This window comes from Flammeovirga pacifica (genome assembly GCF_000807855.2).
GTDB classification, from domain to species: domain Bacteria; phylum Bacteroidota; class Bacteroidia; order Cytophagales; family Flammeovirgaceae; genus Flammeovirga; species Flammeovirga pacifica.
This window is the reverse complement of sequence record NZ_JRYR02000002.1, coordinates 1,522,915-1,540,270: the sequence shown is the minus strand read 5'-3', so window position 1 is coordinate 1,540,270 and position 17,356 is coordinate 1,522,915. Positions and strand designations below refer to the sequence as shown.

Genomic DNA, 17,356 nt, shown 5'->3' with positions numbered 1-17,356 from the left:
TTTGCTTGATGAAGCAAACCACCTTTTTATTATCTCAGTTTTTTTATCGTGAACTTGATTTTTTATTCATTCTATAGACATAAATTCCACCTTTTGCTGTTTCTAAAACATCAAAGTAGATATTCTTATGAAGTTGTTTTACTTTCTTTTTAGGAGGAAGCTGATCTAATACGCTTTGATATAATTCTTGATATTCACCTTGATTCGGTAAATAATCAAACACATTTCTAAGGGCATGCCATTGATCAAAATAGTTAGTGCCTGTTGAGAAAGTTTTTAATATTTTGAAAGAAGCATGATTTGTATTTTTGATGCATAATATTGTTGCTAATTCAATCTGTACATAAGATACTTGCTCTGTTTTCAATGCATTTTCAATAATTTGGTACTCACTATCCTTAAGGTAATTTTGATTTCTCAAACCATAAGCTGCCCAATAACGCACTAAATCATTTTTTGATTTTAATCCTTTCAGTTGCTTGCTAATTGCTTTACTTCCTTCTCCAGAAATATTGATCATAGACATCATGGCTTTTAAAGGGTAGATCGATTCATCGAACTTAAAATCATAGGGAGCTAACCCTGTTTCCTTAGATAATCGTATCATTTCACCATAAGGGATAAATTGTAAGTCCCTCGTCTTTAAGATTTCTTTTTGACAGATTTTTCTAAACTTCTTAAGTTGCTTAGTATACTTTGGATCGTTTGCCAAGTTATTTAATTCCCATGGATCGTTTTCCAAATCAAATAACATTTCCTTATCGCGAGATTTAATAAAGATATTCTTCTGATCCTCGTTCAAAAGATCATTCTTCAGGTCTGATTTCATGGTCGTATAAATATCAGCAATCCCTGTATAGTGCTTAAACTGCATTTCAGGAAGTGATGTATTGTATACTCTTGAGTACATAAAACGGCCATCAGAAACTTCTCTGGTGATGTCTCTTGCATCGTCTGCTCCATCTTTATGACCATAGAAATGAGTCTTACTATAGTTCTCAGCTAAAAGGTCGGTTCCCTCAAAATAAGCAGGCTTTTTGATGTCCGCTAAAGTTAAGATTGTTGCAGCTAGGTCTTCAAAACTACCTACTCTATCAGTTTTGTTACCCATCGTTAGGCCAGATAGATGTTTGTACTTTTCTGGAACATACACATACATCGGCACTCTATGCCCAAGATTAATTCCATTTCCTTTTCCCCTAGGCATTGCCTCTCCATGATCAGCAAAAACAAAAATGATGGTTTTTTCTTCCAATCCATCTTCTTTTAACTGAGATAGAATCTGACCAATTCTATAATCTGTATAATTAATACAATTGTATATTCTAGCCATGTGATGTCTCATTTCTGGACTATCTCTATAAAATGGAGGTAAGATTAAAGATTCTTCTTCTGTTCTCAATTCTTTCGGAAGGTGATCGAATATTTCTTTTTTATACTTCTCTTCTTTCCACACAAAAGTTCTAGAGGCATGAGATTCGTTTAAATTAAAGACTGAAAAGAATGCCTGACCGTCTTTACGGTTTCTCCAATGGGCTGTTTTGTTTGACTCCGTCCAACACTCTTTTATAAACTTCTTTTGATCAAAGACATTATAATCGGTTTTTACGTTATTAGAGGTGTGGTAGCCCTGTTGCTTTAAATAATAAGGAAAGCCCTTAATTTGCTTAGGAAATGGAATACTACTTCTGTGGTTTCCGGATCCAATAGATGTGGCATGCAATCCTGTAATAATGGCTGATCTAGACGGAGAACAAATTGTAGCCGTCGAAAACATAGCATTAAAACGAACGCCCTCTTTTTCCAAACGGTCCATATTCGGAGTATTCGAAGATGGATTATCATAAATTAAATGAGGGGAAGTATCTTCAAAGGTTATCCATAAAATATTGGGTTGATCCTTTAGTTGTGCGAAGGTTTGAACACTAATAAAAAATGCGAAAAGTAAGTTTATTTGTTTCATTTCATATATTTTTAAATACACCCTAATTTTGCTATTAGTTTACTGAATATGGCCTAAAGACTCTCATTTGAAGCGTAAATATGAATTTTTAGGCTATTGAAAATGATTTTTTCACCTTTATTAATATCCTCAAACACTATGTTTGTAAAGGATATTAATAATTAGTTGTAGTTTTACGAACAGAGCAACTAAACTCTATTTTTTATGATAATATTCAACTGTTAAATGTCCACTTATTAGTTGTAATTAACTTTTTGATACTAACCAATACTAACTTCCTAAATTGAAATGAATAGAATATTACTAATTTCTTTAATTTGTTTTTTGTCTCTAAATACGCAAGCATCTATACCACTTGATTTAAAGAAGATCACAGTGGAAAAAGGGCTATCGCACTCTGATGTCCGATCAATTTGTCAGGATGATTATGGCTATATTTGGATTGCCACTCTTAAAGGGTTAAACTATTTTGATGGTGAGAAAATAGAAGTCTTCGATAAGTCAAAAGGTTTAAAATCCAATCGTTTGGTAGAAATGAAGAAGGATAAATTTGGTTTCCTTTGGTTATTATCAGAAGAATCTGGAATCTCTTCTTTCCACCCTTTAAATCATAATGTACAACATCACCAACTTATTAATAGCAAAGAAAACAATGAGCTTTTTGATATTCAAAACTTGTCAATAAAATTTATGACAATGAATAAGGAAGGCAATTGTTTGTATGCAGTTACAGGGAATAGTAAAGTGTATAAACTTGTTTTAAAAAAAGGAGGGAAGATAAAAAATATACAGGAAATCCCTTTTAATATATATTCTCAAAAAGACAATTTTGTACGATCAATTCATTGTGATGATCAAGGAACAATATGGATAGGGAAACGAAATGGTGTATTTTTTAAAAGAAGAAATAATGCCAAGTTTAAAAGATTTAAAAATTCTGAAAGCAAAATTAAAGGAGCAAGGTCTTTCTTAAAATTAGGAGGAGGGAATTACCTTATTGGTGCGTCCAATGGTTTATTTAAGATCTCTCTTTACAAGCAAACGATAAGAAAAATTAATACAGATCATCCTATTCATAGGGTTTATGCACTTATAAAATTATCTGATGATACTATTTGGGTAGGTACTAATAAGGGGATTTGGTCTTTAAATAAAGAGTTTAACGCTCAGTTTTATAAGATAGAAGACAATGGTCATGATCCTAACATAGTTACATTTTTTGAAGATCAAACAAAAACAGTTTGGATAGGATGTAATTCAATTGGTGTGAGATATACTGATCTAAAACCTTCTAATTTTAAACATATAGATATTATAAACAATAATAACTTCAATTTTAAATTTCCCAAAAGTATTTCAAAAGTGGATGATTATTACATTTTAGGATCTAATAATGGTGTTCATTTTGTGACTAAAGATTTTAAAAGGGAAGTAAAACATGAGGGGTTAAAAAAGGATCAGGTAATTTCTGTAAGTTATTTAGATATAACGGATTCAAAATATATTGTTGTAGGTACAGCTGGTTATGGTTTGTATATATCTCAGAAGCCTTTTTCTACTATTAATAATGTCAGCTTTGAACAAATTCTCATTCCTAAAGAACTACATCTTCCAAAACGACTTTATATCCGAATTTTAACCACTGATAAACATGATAATGTATGGTTTGGTACAAATGACGGTGGAATGTATTGTTATAATATTCATACTAAGAAGATGAAATATGTGAAAAGGGTAAAAAACATTACTCTTTCTACTATTAATTCTATGTTTTACGAAGCAGATAAAGATTTATTATGGCTAGGTACAAGAGATAAAGGATTAATAAAACTTCACCTTAAAGGAGATGAACTAATTGATGCAAAACAATATATGAACTCTGTAGCTAGTGAGAATACACTTAGTAGTAATTTTGTTTTCTCTATAGTTCGAGATGCTGAGAATCTCATTTGGGCAGGGACAATTGGTGGAGGCCTTAATTGTTTAATTGATGAAAAAAGGGGCATTTTTAAAAGATACAATCATTCCAATGGCTTATTAGAAGATGATATTGAAGGACTGTTGGTAGATGATATAAATGATAATATTTGGGTTGCTGGTACTTCAATTACAAGTTTTGATAAAAAAAGAAAAACCTTCACTAGGTATGGAAAATCTGATGGTATTCATGCGGAAAATGGTTTTAAGGTAAAAACAGATTTCAAAGATAATCAAGGAGTCATGTTCTTCGGAGGTATTGATGGTTTAACGCTTATCGATATTAATAATTGGAAAAAAGAAAATCAGAAAATTCGTTTAGATATTAGTGATCTTGAAATCAATCATCAAAAGTTAGTTTTTGATGAAGAGTTTAACGGAAGATTACTTTTGGATAGTCAGGTAAGAGAAAAGAAAAGTTACCTCCTTTATCCGGATGAAAAAGACATCTCCATCTCATTTATTGGAAACAATCCAAGTGAGGTGAATAAAATAGAATATAAATACTTATTGGAGGGATACGACAATGATTGGATTGAGACGATAAAATCTAATGTAAATAATTCGGCGTATTATTCTAATCTTTCGAGTGGTCACTATACATTTAAAGTAAAAGGGAAATTACATAATGGACCATGGTCTGAGGTTAAAAGTATTTCTTTTGAAATCAAAAAACCTTGGTGGCAAAGGTGGTACTCTATTACTGGTTTTATTTGTTTGGTTCTATTCGTTATGTTGTTGATAAATTACAATTACATCCATCAACATAAATTAAAAACGCAATTGGTTTTTGCTCAGAATCAAAGAGAGAAAGACGAGGAGTTGATAGAGCAAAAATTAGAGTTCTTCACTAACGTAGGACACGATTTGAGAACGCCTTTAACATTAATGCAAGGTCCTTTAGATGAAGTGGTACAAAACAAATCGATCTCCCCAGAGGTAAGGGAAAAAATATCATTGAGTTACCAGCAAACCAATAAACTTTTACGTTTGGTTAATGAGTTAATGGATTTTAGAAAATTTGATAAGACACTTGAGTTGAATAACACTAATTTTGAGTTTATCAATTTCATAGAAAATATCTTTAATTCGTTTAAACTGAAAGCTAAAGGTCTAGGGATAGATTTTAAATTAGAAGTTCCGGAAAATCAGATTATGGTTAATTATGATGCAGAAAAGATTGAATCTGTAATCTACAATTTACTTTCTAATGCTTTCAAGTTTATAGAATCAAATGGGAAAATCACTTTGAATGTACTAATAGATGAAACTAATAAAAAGATGAGTCTTAGAGTCATTGATAATGGATTAGGTATAGATGAAAACGCTTTGGATAAAATTTTCGATCGTTTCTATCAAACTAAAAATGCAAACTCCATCAACATCAAAGGAACTGGTTTGGGGTTGTCAATTGCCAAGAGTGTAATTGAGGCGCACAAAGGTAATATTCATGTAGAAAGTGAAAAAGGAAAAGGAACCACTTTCATCATCGAACTTCCATTAAACGACTTAGAAAGTAAAGAAGTGATGCCGCAAAGTTATTATGTACAAAACGATGTGGATATTGAAGAAGTAGAAGGGGTGACTTTCGAAAATCAGACAGTCCTTTTAGTAGAGGACAATGAAGAGATTCTTCAGTATTTGACTAATCTACTGAAAGATACTTGTAAGATCAAGAAAGCAGGAAATGGTAAAGAAGCGTTGGATATTTTACATATAGATAAGAACATATCTTTAGTTGTTAGTGATGTGATGATGCCTGAGATGAACGGCACAGAATTGTGTCACCATATCAAAACCAATGAACAATTGTGGCATATTCCTATCTATTTATTGACAGCTAAAACATCGTTGATGCATCAATTAGAAGGTTTGGAAACAGGAGCAGACGATTACATTACCAAGCCATTTAAACCTAGTATTCTTAAGCAGAAAGTGATTAATGTCTTAAAGAATAAGGAACATGTGATGCAGATGTATAAAGGAGTGATGCAATTGCAAAAACCACTAAGTAAATATTCCAAAGAGATGGAAGATGATTTCCTAGAGAAAACCATCGAAATCGTCGAAAACAATCTATCTGATCCTAATTTGAATGTACAGCTTTTGGTGGATGAAATGGCCATGTCTCAATCGGCTTTATACAAGAAAATGAAAGACGTAACAGGGAAATCTTTGGTAGAGTTTATTAAAGATGTGCGTATGCGTAAGGCGGGCGAATTACTGTTATCGTCTAACTTAAAGATCTTTGAGATTGCTTATGAGATTGGTTTCAACGATGTGAAGTATTTTAGAAAATGCTTTAAAGATCACTATGGAATGTCGGCCTCGGAGTACATCAAACAAATGAGTAAGATTACTGAACAAGAAGAGGTTAATAATTAGTATATCTTCTAATAATTAAAATTTAGGTCGTTTTTGATGAAAAACACCCCGCACCAAACGAAAGGACTCCTTTAAATTTGGTTATCGATTAAAGAATAAATGATTAGTATCAAATGAATGTATTACAACATCGTCTTATAAAAGTAGCCTTATATTTATTAGCTCTTTATGGGATTAGTTCATGTGCGACTCCACACAAAAAAACAGCAAGCAAAGACATAAAACAACCTAATATTATTTACATACTAGCAGACGATGCAGGATGGGGTGATTTTAGTTGCTATGGTCAGGAGAAATTCACAACACCTAACATTGATGCCCTTGCAGAAAGTGGTATTCGTTTTACAGATCACTATGCAGGTAGTAGTGTTTGTGCGCCTTCTAGATCAACACTTTTAACGGGTATGCATACAGGTCATACACCTATTCGTGGTAATAAAGAGGTTATGCCGGAAGGTCAGGTACCCATTCCAGCAGCTACTTATAGCTTACCTAAAATGTTGAAGAAAGAAGGGTATGTAACAGGTATGTTTGGTAAATGGGGGTTAGGTTACCCACAATCAGAAGGTGCTCCAAATGCACAAGGTTTCGATGAGTTTTACGGGTATAACTGTCAGAGATTGGCACATACGTATTACCCATTGTACTTAAGACATAATGGTACAAAAGTACCTCTTCCAAAAAATACAGATGGACATATGACTTATACTCATGATATGATTCACGAGCAAGCGTTGTCGTTCATAGATCAAAATAAAGATAAGCCGTTCTTCTTGTACTTACCTTATACAATTCCTCATGCGGAAATGGTGGTACCTCAAGATTCTCTTTTCCAAATGTACAAAGAGAAGTATCCTCAAGGAAAACCTTATGTAAACAAGGTAAACCACGATTCTAAATTATCTCACGAAGATCGCTTCTTTAAAGGAGCTTATGGAGATCAAGAATATCCACGAGCAGCATTTGCTACTATGATGCACTACCTAGATAATTCTGTGGGTGATGTAATGGAGAAGCTAAAAGAATTGGGTCTGGATGATAATACTATCGTTATATTCAGTTCTGATAATGGTCCTCACAAAGAAGGTGGAGCAGATCCATATTACTTTAACTCGTTTGGTCCATTTAAAGGGGTAAAACGTGATTTATACGAAGGTGGTATCCGTGTACCAATGATTGTTTCATGGCCAAATACCATCTCTAAAAATCAAGTATCTGATCATCCATCAGCATTCTGGGATGTTTTACCCACAGTGGCAGATATCTTAGATGTTGAAATTCCAAACGAACAAAATATTGATGGTATCTCTTTCTTACCTACTTTAAAAGGGGAAAAAGGCAAGCAAGAGAAACATGATTACTTGTATTGGGAGTTCCACGAGAAAGGTGGAAGAAGAGCTGTAAGAATGGGGAACTGGAAAGCAGTTCAATACAACTTGAAGAAAGGTAAGAAAATCGAAATCTACGATCTTTCTAACGATCCTTCAGAAAGCAAGAACTTAGCGAAGCAGCAACCTGAATTAGTACAAAAGGCTCAAGAAATCTTTAATACTGCTCGTACTACTTCTACTACTTTCCCTTTCCAAGGAGAAAACATGTAATTTCATGAAAGTAAAAAGTTTAGTGACTATTTGTTTCTCTTTATTGATAATATCAAATAGTTATTCTCAAGCTAAAAAGCCCAATATCGTTCTATTTTTTGTAGACGATATGGGCTGGAAAGATCCTGCTTTTATGGGATCGGATTACCACGAAACGCCAAACTTGGATCAAATGGCAGCAGAAGGATTCGTCTTTCATAATGCCTATTCTGCTGGACCAAATTGTGCTCCCTCAAGAGCTAGTTTAATGTCCGGTCAATATTCTCCAAGACATGGTAAAGTGGCGGTTTGGAACTCTAAAAGAGGACCTGAAGAGCAAATGCGTTTAGAGCCTGTACCTGATCAGGGATTGCCTTTAGAGAATTATACTTTGGCTGAAGCTTTGAGAGACGGAGGTTATAAAACTGGTATTTTCGGGAAGTGGCATATCGAAGGCTCAGCTTCAGATCAAGGATTTGATGTGAATGGAGAAACGGATGCAAGCGAGATCAATTTTAAAGAAACAGACGATCCTAAAGATATCTACAGTTTAACGGAGAAAGCTTGTCAGTTTTTGGAAGATCAAAAAGATCAACCTTTCTTCTTGTACTTATCGCATCATACTGTACATACAAAATGGGAAGCACGTCAATCAATGATTGATTATTTTGAAGATAAACCAAAGGGTGAGGTTCATAAAAATGCCCAATACGCTGCGATGGTAAAACATACTGACGAAAGTATGGGGATTCTTATGAAGAAGTTAAAGGATTTGGGAATTGATGATAACACCATAGTCATTTTTACATCTGATAACGGAGCAATTGGTCGTGTAAAACAGACTCCATTAAGAGGAGCCAAAGGAATGTTGTACGAAGGAGGTGTACGTGTTCCTTTAGTCGTTAGGTGGCCTTTAGGCATTTCTCCTGCCATCTCTGGTGAACCAATTATTAATATTGATTTTTACCCTACTTTTTTAGAATTGGCAGGGATCAATAAATCAAAAGACAAAGTATTGGATGGTGAAAGCTTTGTTCCTCTACTTACACAAAAAGAAGCAAGTTTATCAAGGTCAACGATTTATTATCATTACCCAATTTACCTTGATGGTAAAAATGCAAGAGGGGCAAGGGATGAATATTTTAGAAACCGGCCTACAACAGTGGCTATTAATGGTAACTGGAAATTACTGTTCTTCCATGAAGAATATGTATTAGACGGCGGAGATAAAAATATAGACTCCAACCACATGGTAGAACTTTATAATTTAAAGGAAGACCCATCAGAATCTAATGATTTATCGTTGATAGAAACGAAGAAAAGAGATGAAATACTAAAGGATCTAAAGAAATGGATGAAAAAGACCAATGCTCCTTTAGCCATGAAAAAAACGCCGGAAAATTATCGACCGGTGTATAAAAGGGGGAATCATAAAAAGAAACATTCGAATTAGTTTCCCCTACCTGAGATAAATGAATTAAGAGAGACGATTTTAAAGGATATTTTTGTAAATTTGTTTTACAAGAATATCCTTTTTTGATATTTATAAATAAATAAACACATACTCTTAATAATTAACAAAATCTGTCCATTTATACGTTTAAACGTACTTTTTATTAGTTTTTCCCCCTTTTTTAATGAAAAATTAGGGGCTCAAACTCCCATTAAAGATGTTGTTTTGTAGTGAAATGAAATAGAATAGGTTCTATTCTCAATAAGAACACTTTAATATTTTTTAAATTATGCAAAAGAAGTTTACTCATTTTAGGGTAACTCATAGCATTGGTAAAATTAGTATTTTCTATCTGACTTTTTCGCTATTGTTAAGTATAACAACTTTAGTGAACGCTAATGCAAATGAAAAACCTTCAACAAACTTTCAAGACGACTTGATAGTAACTGGGGTAGTTACTGATGAATTAGGAGGTCCTCTACCTGGAGTATCTATTCTAATTAAAGGAACTACCAAAGGAACAATCTCTAGTTTTGATGGCTCTTACAAACTAGCTGTAAAACCAAAAGATGTTTTAGTTTACTCGTTCATAGGTTATTTAAACCATGAAGAAATCGTTGGTATACAATCGATTTTGGATGTGAAAATGACTTTAGATGAAGAGTTATTAGACGAAGTAGTAGTTGTAGGTTATGGTGTACAAAAGAAACAAAGTATTGTTGGTGCCATAGAAACAACCCCAACAAAAGAATTATTAGAATCGGGTGGTGCTACAAACATGACAAGTGCATTAACTGGTAGAGTAGCAGGTATGACTGTTATTGAATCTAGTGGTGAACCAGGTCAAAACGAAGCACAAATTCTAATTAGAGGTCGTTCATCGTGGAATGATAACTCTCCATTGGTATTAGTTGATGGAGTAGAAAGAAGTTTTAATGATATTGACCCGAACGAAGTGGAGTCTATTTCTGTACTAAAAGATGCTTCAGCAACTGCAGTATTTGGTGTAAAAGGGGCAAACGGTGTAATCTTGGTAACATCAAAACAAGGTTCTGAGGAAAAAACAAGAATCAATATCTCCCAAGAAGTAGGTATCAAAACACCAATGAATACTTCTTCTCGTTTAGATATGCCTTCTACATTTAGACTTGCCAATCAAGCTTTAGCCAACGACGGGTTGTGGGATCAAATGATTCCAGAAAGCTATATCAGAAACTGGGAGAACGCCAATAGAGATATGGAGAAATATCCGGAAGTGGATTGGTGGGATGAAGTTGTAGGTACAGGGTACCAATCAAAAACTAACTTTAATATTTCAGGAGGAACAAATAAAATAAAATATTTTACATCTGTAGGTTATTTAAAAGAGACGGATATTTTAAAATCGAATGCTCAGCAAGATTACGATCCAAGTTTCTCCAATGATCGATTAAACTTTAGAACCAATTTAAAATTCAAAGTCACAAATACAACAAGCGTTGACTTTGGTATCTCTGGTAATCAGAAAAGATATTCTAGTCCGTCAGAAGTACGAACTAGTAATTATCAAAAAGAAGAATTCTTTAAAAAGATCTACAGAACACCTTCTTACTTATATCCTGTAAGATTCGAAGATGGATCATATGGTGGTATTGATCCTAATGGAGGTGATAACCCATTGTCTATTTTAAATGAATCGGGTAGTGGACAAACAAGAAGATCAGAATTGTTTACCAACTTGCAATTGGATCAGAAACTGGACTTCGTTACTAAAGGTTTAACTTTCAGAGCTAAAGTAGCATTTGATACTTACACTCAGTTTAACAAAACAATTAGTAAAGACCGTGTAATGTTTCATTATCCGACTCCTGAGTCAGAAAATAGAGTACGTTACCCGGATGCAAACTTTGTAGAACAGCCGGTAACGATAAATAACTGGGATTATGGATGGTTCAGAAAAACAATGTTATACGAATTCTCTACAAGATATAACAGAACATTTGGCGATCACTCAGTAACAGGTTTATTACTCTTCTCAAGAAGAATTAATTCTCCAGAAGTTTCTTTCCCATTCTATGAGGAAAACTGGGCAGGTAGAGTAACCTATGATTACAAAATGAAATATCTAGCCGAAGTAAATGTGGGTGTAAACGGTTCAGATAACTTCGCTCCTGGGCAACGATTTGGTGTTTTCCCATCGTTTGCTTTGGGTTGGGTGCTTTCAGAAGAAAACATCTTTAAAAATGCCGATTGGTTGAACAGTGCTAAAGTGAGATATTCTTATGGTACGGTAGGTAGATCGCATATAAATAATAATACACGTCATTTATATTTTGGACAGTATTATCAAGATGGTAATATTAACTGGCGTTTAGGTCAGGATCCTACCAACTGGGCGCCACATTATTTCGAAGGTAGAATTCCAAATGAGAGTGCAACTTGGGAAAAGGCAGTGAAACAAAACTTAGGTTTCGAAGCAACGGTATTTAGAAACTGGAAATTCACTTTAGATCTTTTCAACGAGTATCGCTACGATATCTTGATGGAAAGAAGAAACATTCCAGCTTGGTCAGGTTTCCCAGAAAACCCTTATGCTAATATTGGTGAAGTAAAATCTAGAGGTTTTGAGGTAACATTAAGTTATGACTTTAATATTGGAGAACACCTTCAAGTAGGGATTGCACCTAACTTCTCGATGAATGAAAGTAGAATCATTAATAGAGATGATCCATATTTGTTACCTGACTCTCAGAAGGATGCAGGAAAGCCAATTGGTTGGAAGAAAGGATATGTAACCGATGGTTTGTATCAAGATTGGGAAGATATTTATAACTCGCCAAATACTAATTTAGGTGGAACCCCAATTCCAGGAGATATTAAATACGTTGATTTTAACGGAGATGGTAGTGTAGATGTTAACGATCAAACTGCATTGGAAGGATTGGATGTTCCTACTAAAACATACGGTCTTAACCTTACTCTTAGTTATAAAGGATTTACAATGTCTGCATTGTTCTATGGAGTAAACGGCAACTACGCCAATATTTCGGACGATATGATGTGGGGATTTGCGAAAGGGTTCTATGTATTGGATGAAGCACATACGAATACTTGGAATCCATATACAAGAGATGCCAATGCCGATCCTACATTGCACTTCCAAAATAAGCAACACAATAACAATTCTACAGAATATAGATGGCAAAATGCTTCTTATTGGAGATTGAAAAACTTAGAGATGGGTTACAATATCAAAGGAAAGAAGTCTGATTTCTATAGAAATATCTATGTATATGCTTCGGGTAATAACCTGTTCACATTTACAAACTTCGATGATAGACTAGATCCAGCCAATTCAAATGCTGCTTATCCTCTAGTAAGAAGATTTAACCTTGGTTTACGATTTGGATTATAAGAAATGAAAATGAAAAAATTAATCATATTACTTTTAGGACTTGGTCTTTTTTCATGTGAAAGGTTTTTAGATCGTTCACCAGATCAAGGAGTAACAGAATCTGAAGTATTTACAAACTACGAATCTTACAGAGCATTTAACGATCAGTTATATGCTTACTTGGACGATTACTTCGATTGGAGACGTCGTTTTGATTCGGGTAGTTTTAGTGATGAAACAGAAAACAATTCGAACTGGACCGTTCAGAATGATATGAATGCAGGTGGTTTTTATTCGAAACCAGGGAATGCACAACAACATGAGATTGGTTGGGAAATGAGTAGTCATGGTATTGGTTCTCGTTCTCCTGTAATAGCCAATGGTTTTCAAGCTATTCGTGCTGCAAATATTAGTATCGAAAGAATTGAACTGTTGGAAGATGCGACTCAGCAACAAATTGACGAGTTGTTAGGTCAGGCGTATTTTATGAGAGCATGGCACTATTTCCAAATCCTAACTCGTTGGGGTGGCATGCCAGAAATGAGTGCATCGTTTACTCCAGATACCGATTTTAATCTTCCTAGAAGAAACTTTGTAGAAAGTGCAGAAGATTGCTTAAATGACTTGGATATGGCATTTGAACTATTACCAATTAAATGGGAATTAAATCAATTAGGCCGTGTTACAAAAGGAAGTGCCTTGGGGTTAAAGGAAATGATTCAGTTGTATATGGCTTCTCCTTTAATGCAACAACATTCTGGCAACAGTGCAACTTACAATCATGAGTTGTTGAAAGCTGCTATGAAAACACAAGGTGATTTGTTTAGAAATGCTGGAGAATATGGAATTGCACTATTGAATGGTAACAATTACAGAGACATTTTTTATAGTGAATTTGAACCAGCCAATTCAGAATATATTTTCTGGAGACACACAGGTGTTCGTAGTGCACAAGATGTGAAAAACCACTTTATTCCACAATCCTATGGTGGAGCTAATGCCACAACAGGTCCTACTCAAAATACAGTAGATCGTTATGAAATGATTACCGGTTTACCGATTTCAGACCCAGATTCTGGTTATGATCCAAGCAACCCTTACGAAAATAGAGACCCACGTTTCTACAATAATGTACTTTATGATGGAGCACCTTGGGGTATGAACGGGGAAACCCAACTTTATATTGAAACATATACTGATGGGAGAGAAGATAAATTACCTATCAACCAAAGATCGCTGACAGGTTATTTTGTGAAGAAATATTGGCCTGAAGGAAGTAATCGTTGGGAAAATAGATACGGTATGCATTATATGCCATGGGTATTTATCAGATATGCACAAGTGTACTTAGATTTTGCAGAAGCAGCCAATGAGGTTTATGGCCCAACTGCAGCTGCTCCTGAGACAGGTATTTCAGCTGTGCAAGCCATCAACATTATCAGAAATAGAGTAGGAATGCCAGATGTAAATGCAAAATATACATCAAGTAAAGAAGCTTTTAGAGATAGAATTAGAAACGAAAGAGCGGTAGAACTATGTTTCGAAGGACACCGTTGGTTTGATTCTAGAAGATGGAAAACGGCTGATCAAGATTACAAAACATTGCGAAAAGTAGTCATTACCAAAAACGGAGATGATGCTACTTACGAGTATCCTGAGATTCCTAATGCAAGGAACTTCACAGAGAGAAACTATTGGTATCCTATCCCATTGGAGGAAGTAAGTAAAAATGAAAATTTCACTCAAAATCCAGGATGGTAATAAATTATGAAGTACAATAAAAAAATATATACTTTAGCATTGGCTTCCTTATTTACCTTCATGGTAGGGAACGTGAATGCTCAGGACGAGATAGAAATTCCTGTTAGGGAAACGTCGAATGCTACTGAACGTTTTAAGAAAACTATCAATTCAGGTGTAACCGGCGAAATTGATAATACTTTTAGAAAGGTATCGAAAGATAGATTTGTTGGAGTTGCGAATGGAATTCATGGAGATGATTTATCGACTTCTAACGAAATGAACTTATCGAATACTTTGCAAGGTAGAATCTTAGGTCTTCAAGTAACTACCAACGCGAACACTCCTGGCGGAGGTGGAGCATCGATTACTGTTAGAGGTAAAGATAGAAACGACTCCAATTCTCCTCTAGTTTTGGTGGATGGTATCGATAGACCTTGGCAAGATTTGAACCCTGAGGAAATTGATCAGGTAGTGGTATTAAGAGATGCAACTGCGAAGATTTTGTACGGTTCAAGAGCTGCAAATGGTGTGGTTTTAATTACTACAAAAAGAGGTAATGCATCGACAGGTTTACATATTTCTGGCGGTTTTGAGTTTGGTATGAAAACACCAACAAGTACTCCAGAATTTTTAGGGGCCGACGAATATGCTCAATATTATAATCAAGCTCGATTAAACGATGGTTTACCGACTTACTATAGCGATCAACAAATCAATGCTTATAGAAATGGTTCAGATCCGTTGGTTAATCCAAATAACGATTACAGATCCTTTGCTATGAAGGAATCGGCAACCTATCAAAAAGGTTACTTGAACTTCCAAGGAGGGACACAAAAAACAAAGTTCTTTGCACACTTAGGGTATACTGGTGATGGCGGTTTGGAAGCGTTAGGTTACCAAACAACCTACGAACGTTTTAATATGAGAGCCAACGTAGACATCGAATTATCGAAGTGGGCTACATTAAAAACAGATGTTGCAGGTAGAGCAGAGTTTAGAAATAAGCCAGCCATATCAACGGCTGATTTTTATACTGATTTATCCGCTACAAGAGCGAACGAATATCCTATCTTCATTCAAGAAGGTACGAACCGTGAAAACACAATTTTAGGCGGTAGTTTAAATCACCCGAAAAACATTTATGGTGAATTAAATTATGGAGGTTACGATATTCAGAATGATAAAAACATTCAAACTCGTATGGGATTTGACTTCGATTTCAACGATTATGTAAAGGGTTTATCTGCAGATATATATGCTTCTATGGACTACAACTCTATGTTTAGATACGGTAAGGACGAAGGTTATAATAGCTATGCAGTAGTGATGCCTCAAGGAGATGATTACAAGTACCAATTGGTAAACTCTGGTCTAAAATCAGACGACCAAGTGAGAAAAGCATCTAGTGATTATTACAGCAACGCTTTTTATGGTTCGATTAACTACGATAGAACATTTAACGAAATTCATCAGCTATTGGTAACGGGTGTAGGTTATGTACAATCTACTTCGGATAGTCAGAGTTTTCAAGTACACAAACACTTGCACTCGGGTTTGACGGCCAATTATATGCTGAATAATAAATATGTTGTAGAAGGATCATCAGTGATCGTTGCCTCGAATACACTGCAGAACCACAATCAATCGATGTGGACGTACGCAGGTGGTCTAGGATGGATCGTTTCCAACGAGAACTTTTTAAAAAATAATGATGTGTTGACTTACTTAAAATTAAAAGGTTCTGCAGGTGTATTGGCACACAATAACTCTTTGAATTACTATAGCGAGACGTTACGTTACACAGAGAGTGGTGATGCTCGTTTCGGTCCAACAAACAATAACAGATATCCAGTTTGGGTACCTCAAGCCTACGGAAACGAAGATTTGGAGTATGAAAAGTCGGTAGAGTTAAACTTAGGTACCGAGTTGGCATTGTTCAGAAATATCTATATGGAAGCCAATGTATTTAGAAATGCTCGTAAAGACATGCCGGTATACATGAACGATTTCTACCCAGATTATATGGGTGGTAACCAAATGATGATGAACTACAATTCTACTTTAAGTAATGGATTGGAAGTGATGGTTTCTTACATGAAGCAATTAGGACATTGGCACCTTGGTGTATCGGGTAACTTTATGTACCAGCAAACGAAATGGGACGAGGTATTGGAATTTAAATACGATGAAAACTACTTGAGCCAAAAAGGGATGCCTATTGGTAATATTTACGGATATAGAAACTTAGGTTTCTTCCAAAATGCTCAGGATGTGGAATCATCTACCAACCAAACATTTGGTCCTTTACGTCCGGGAGATATAAAATATAGAGATCTAAATAACGATGGTGTAATTGATGAAGATGATAAGGAATTCTTAGGAACGACAGATCCTACAATGACCTTTGGTATTCAATTAAACATCGGTTATAAAAACTTCAACTTATTTGTCCACGGAACAGGTTTGGCAGGTCATTACATAAACAACACTAGTATGTATTATCAATTTGATGGTTTGATGAACTACTCAGAAATTGTTAGAGGGACATGGACAGAAGCCATAGCAAATGAGGCGACTTATCCAGCGTTAACGACAGGTCAATCAACAAACAACTTCCAAAACTCTGATTTCTGGTTGGAGAAAGGCAATTTCTTCAGAATCAAAAGTGTTGAGTTAAGCTACACGATGCCGAAGAAAATCGTGAAGAAAATGGCAGGGATTGAGTCAACGTTTACGCTTAGAGGGAACAACTTGTTTGAGTTTACATCTATCAAAAACAAAAACCTTGATCCTGAGCGACCAAACACTGGTGTTACCAATTTTCCAATTATGAGAAGTGTCACTTTAGGTGCTCATTTTAAATTCTAAATGATGTAATTGAT

General features: G+C 34.9%; 7 protein-coding genes. 6 read left to right on the top strand and 1 reads right to left on the bottom strand.

What is annotated here, in order from left to right; translation table 11 throughout:
* Positions 1 to 43: 43 nt before the first annotated feature.
* Positions 44 to 1,963, bottom strand: a complete 1,920-nt coding sequence (locus NH26_RS24370; RefSeq protein ID WP_052431719.1) for a sulfatase family protein — start codon at positions 1,961 to 1,963, stop codon at positions 44 to 46.
* A gap of 288 nt (positions 1,964 to 2,251) precedes the next feature.
* On the opposite strand from NH26_RS24370, the gene NH26_RS24365 reads away from it, so the two are divergent.
* The 6 genes from NH26_RS24365 to NH26_RS24340 all read left to right on the top strand — a co-directional run bounded on the left by NH26_RS24365 (position 2,252) and on the right by NH26_RS24340 (position 17,342).
* Positions 2,252 to 6,325 carry a hybrid sensor histidine kinase/response regulator transcription factor gene (locus NH26_RS24365; RefSeq protein WP_044217330.1) on the top strand — a complete coding sequence of 1,358 codons (4,074 nt, stop codon included), beginning with the start codon at positions 2,252 to 2,254 and terminating at the stop codon, positions 6,323 to 6,325.
* A 113-nt stretch (positions 6,326 to 6,438) separates the two neighbouring features.
* Positions 6,439 to 7,926 carry an arylsulfatase gene (locus NH26_RS24360; protein ID WP_044217328.1) on the top strand — a complete coding sequence of 496 codons (1,488 nt, stop codon included), beginning with the start codon at positions 6,439 to 6,441 and terminating at the stop codon, positions 7,924 to 7,926.
* Positions 7,927 to 7,930: 4 nt separating this feature from the next.
* Positions 7,931 to 9,358 carry a sulfatase gene (locus NH26_RS24355; protein WP_044217326.1) on the top strand — a complete coding sequence of 476 codons (1,428 nt, stop codon included), beginning with the start codon at positions 7,931 to 7,933 and terminating at the stop codon, positions 9,356 to 9,358.
* Positions 9,359 to 9,647: 289 nt separating this feature from the next.
* Positions 9,648 to 12,752: a SusC/RagA family TonB-linked outer membrane protein gene (locus NH26_RS24350; RefSeq protein ID WP_084812375.1), complete on the top strand. Its 3,105-nt coding sequence runs from the start codon at positions 9,648 to 9,650 to the stop codon at positions 12,750 to 12,752.
* Positions 12,753 to 12,761: 9 nt separating this feature from the next.
* Entirely contained in the window at positions 12,762 to 14,492 is a 1,731-nt protein-coding gene (locus tag NH26_RS24345) for a RagB/SusD family nutrient uptake outer membrane protein (RefSeq protein ID WP_158022033.1), read from the top strand.
* 6 nt (positions 14,493 to 14,498) lie between these two features.
* Complete coding sequence (locus tag NH26_RS24340) at positions 14,499 to 17,342, top strand: SusC/RagA family TonB-linked outer membrane protein (RefSeq protein ID WP_044217322.1); 2,844 nt, start codon at positions 14,499 to 14,501, stop codon at positions 17,340 to 17,342.
* The last annotated feature ends 14 nt before the right edge of the window (positions 17,343 to 17,356 follow it).

Bases quoted from the DNA above. Each gene is read 5' to 3' on its own strand.
- NH26_RS24370 (WP_052431719.1), bottom strand. From the start codon at position 1,963: ATGAAACAAATAAACTTACTTTTCGCATTTTTTATTAGTGTTCAAACC.
- NH26_RS24365 (WP_044217330.1), top strand. From the start codon at position 2,252: ATGAATAGAATATTACTAATTTCTTTAATTTGTTTTTTGTCTCTAAAT.
- NH26_RS24360 (WP_044217328.1), top strand. From the start codon at position 6,439: ATGAATGTATTACAACATCGTCTTATAAAAGTAGCCTTATATTTATTA.
- NH26_RS24355 (WP_044217326.1), top strand. From the start codon at position 7,931: ATGAAAGTAAAAAGTTTAGTGACTATTTGTTTCTCTTTATTGATAATA.
- NH26_RS24350 (WP_084812375.1), top strand. From the start codon at position 9,648: ATGCAAAAGAAGTTTACTCATTTTAGGGTAACTCATAGCATTGGTAAA.
- NH26_RS24345 (WP_158022033.1), top strand. From the start codon at position 12,762: ATGAAAAAATTAATCATATTACTTTTAGGACTTGGTCTTTTTTCATGT.
- NH26_RS24340 (WP_044217322.1), top strand. From the start codon at position 14,499: ATGAAGTACAATAAAAAAATATATACTTTAGCATTGGCTTCCTTATTT.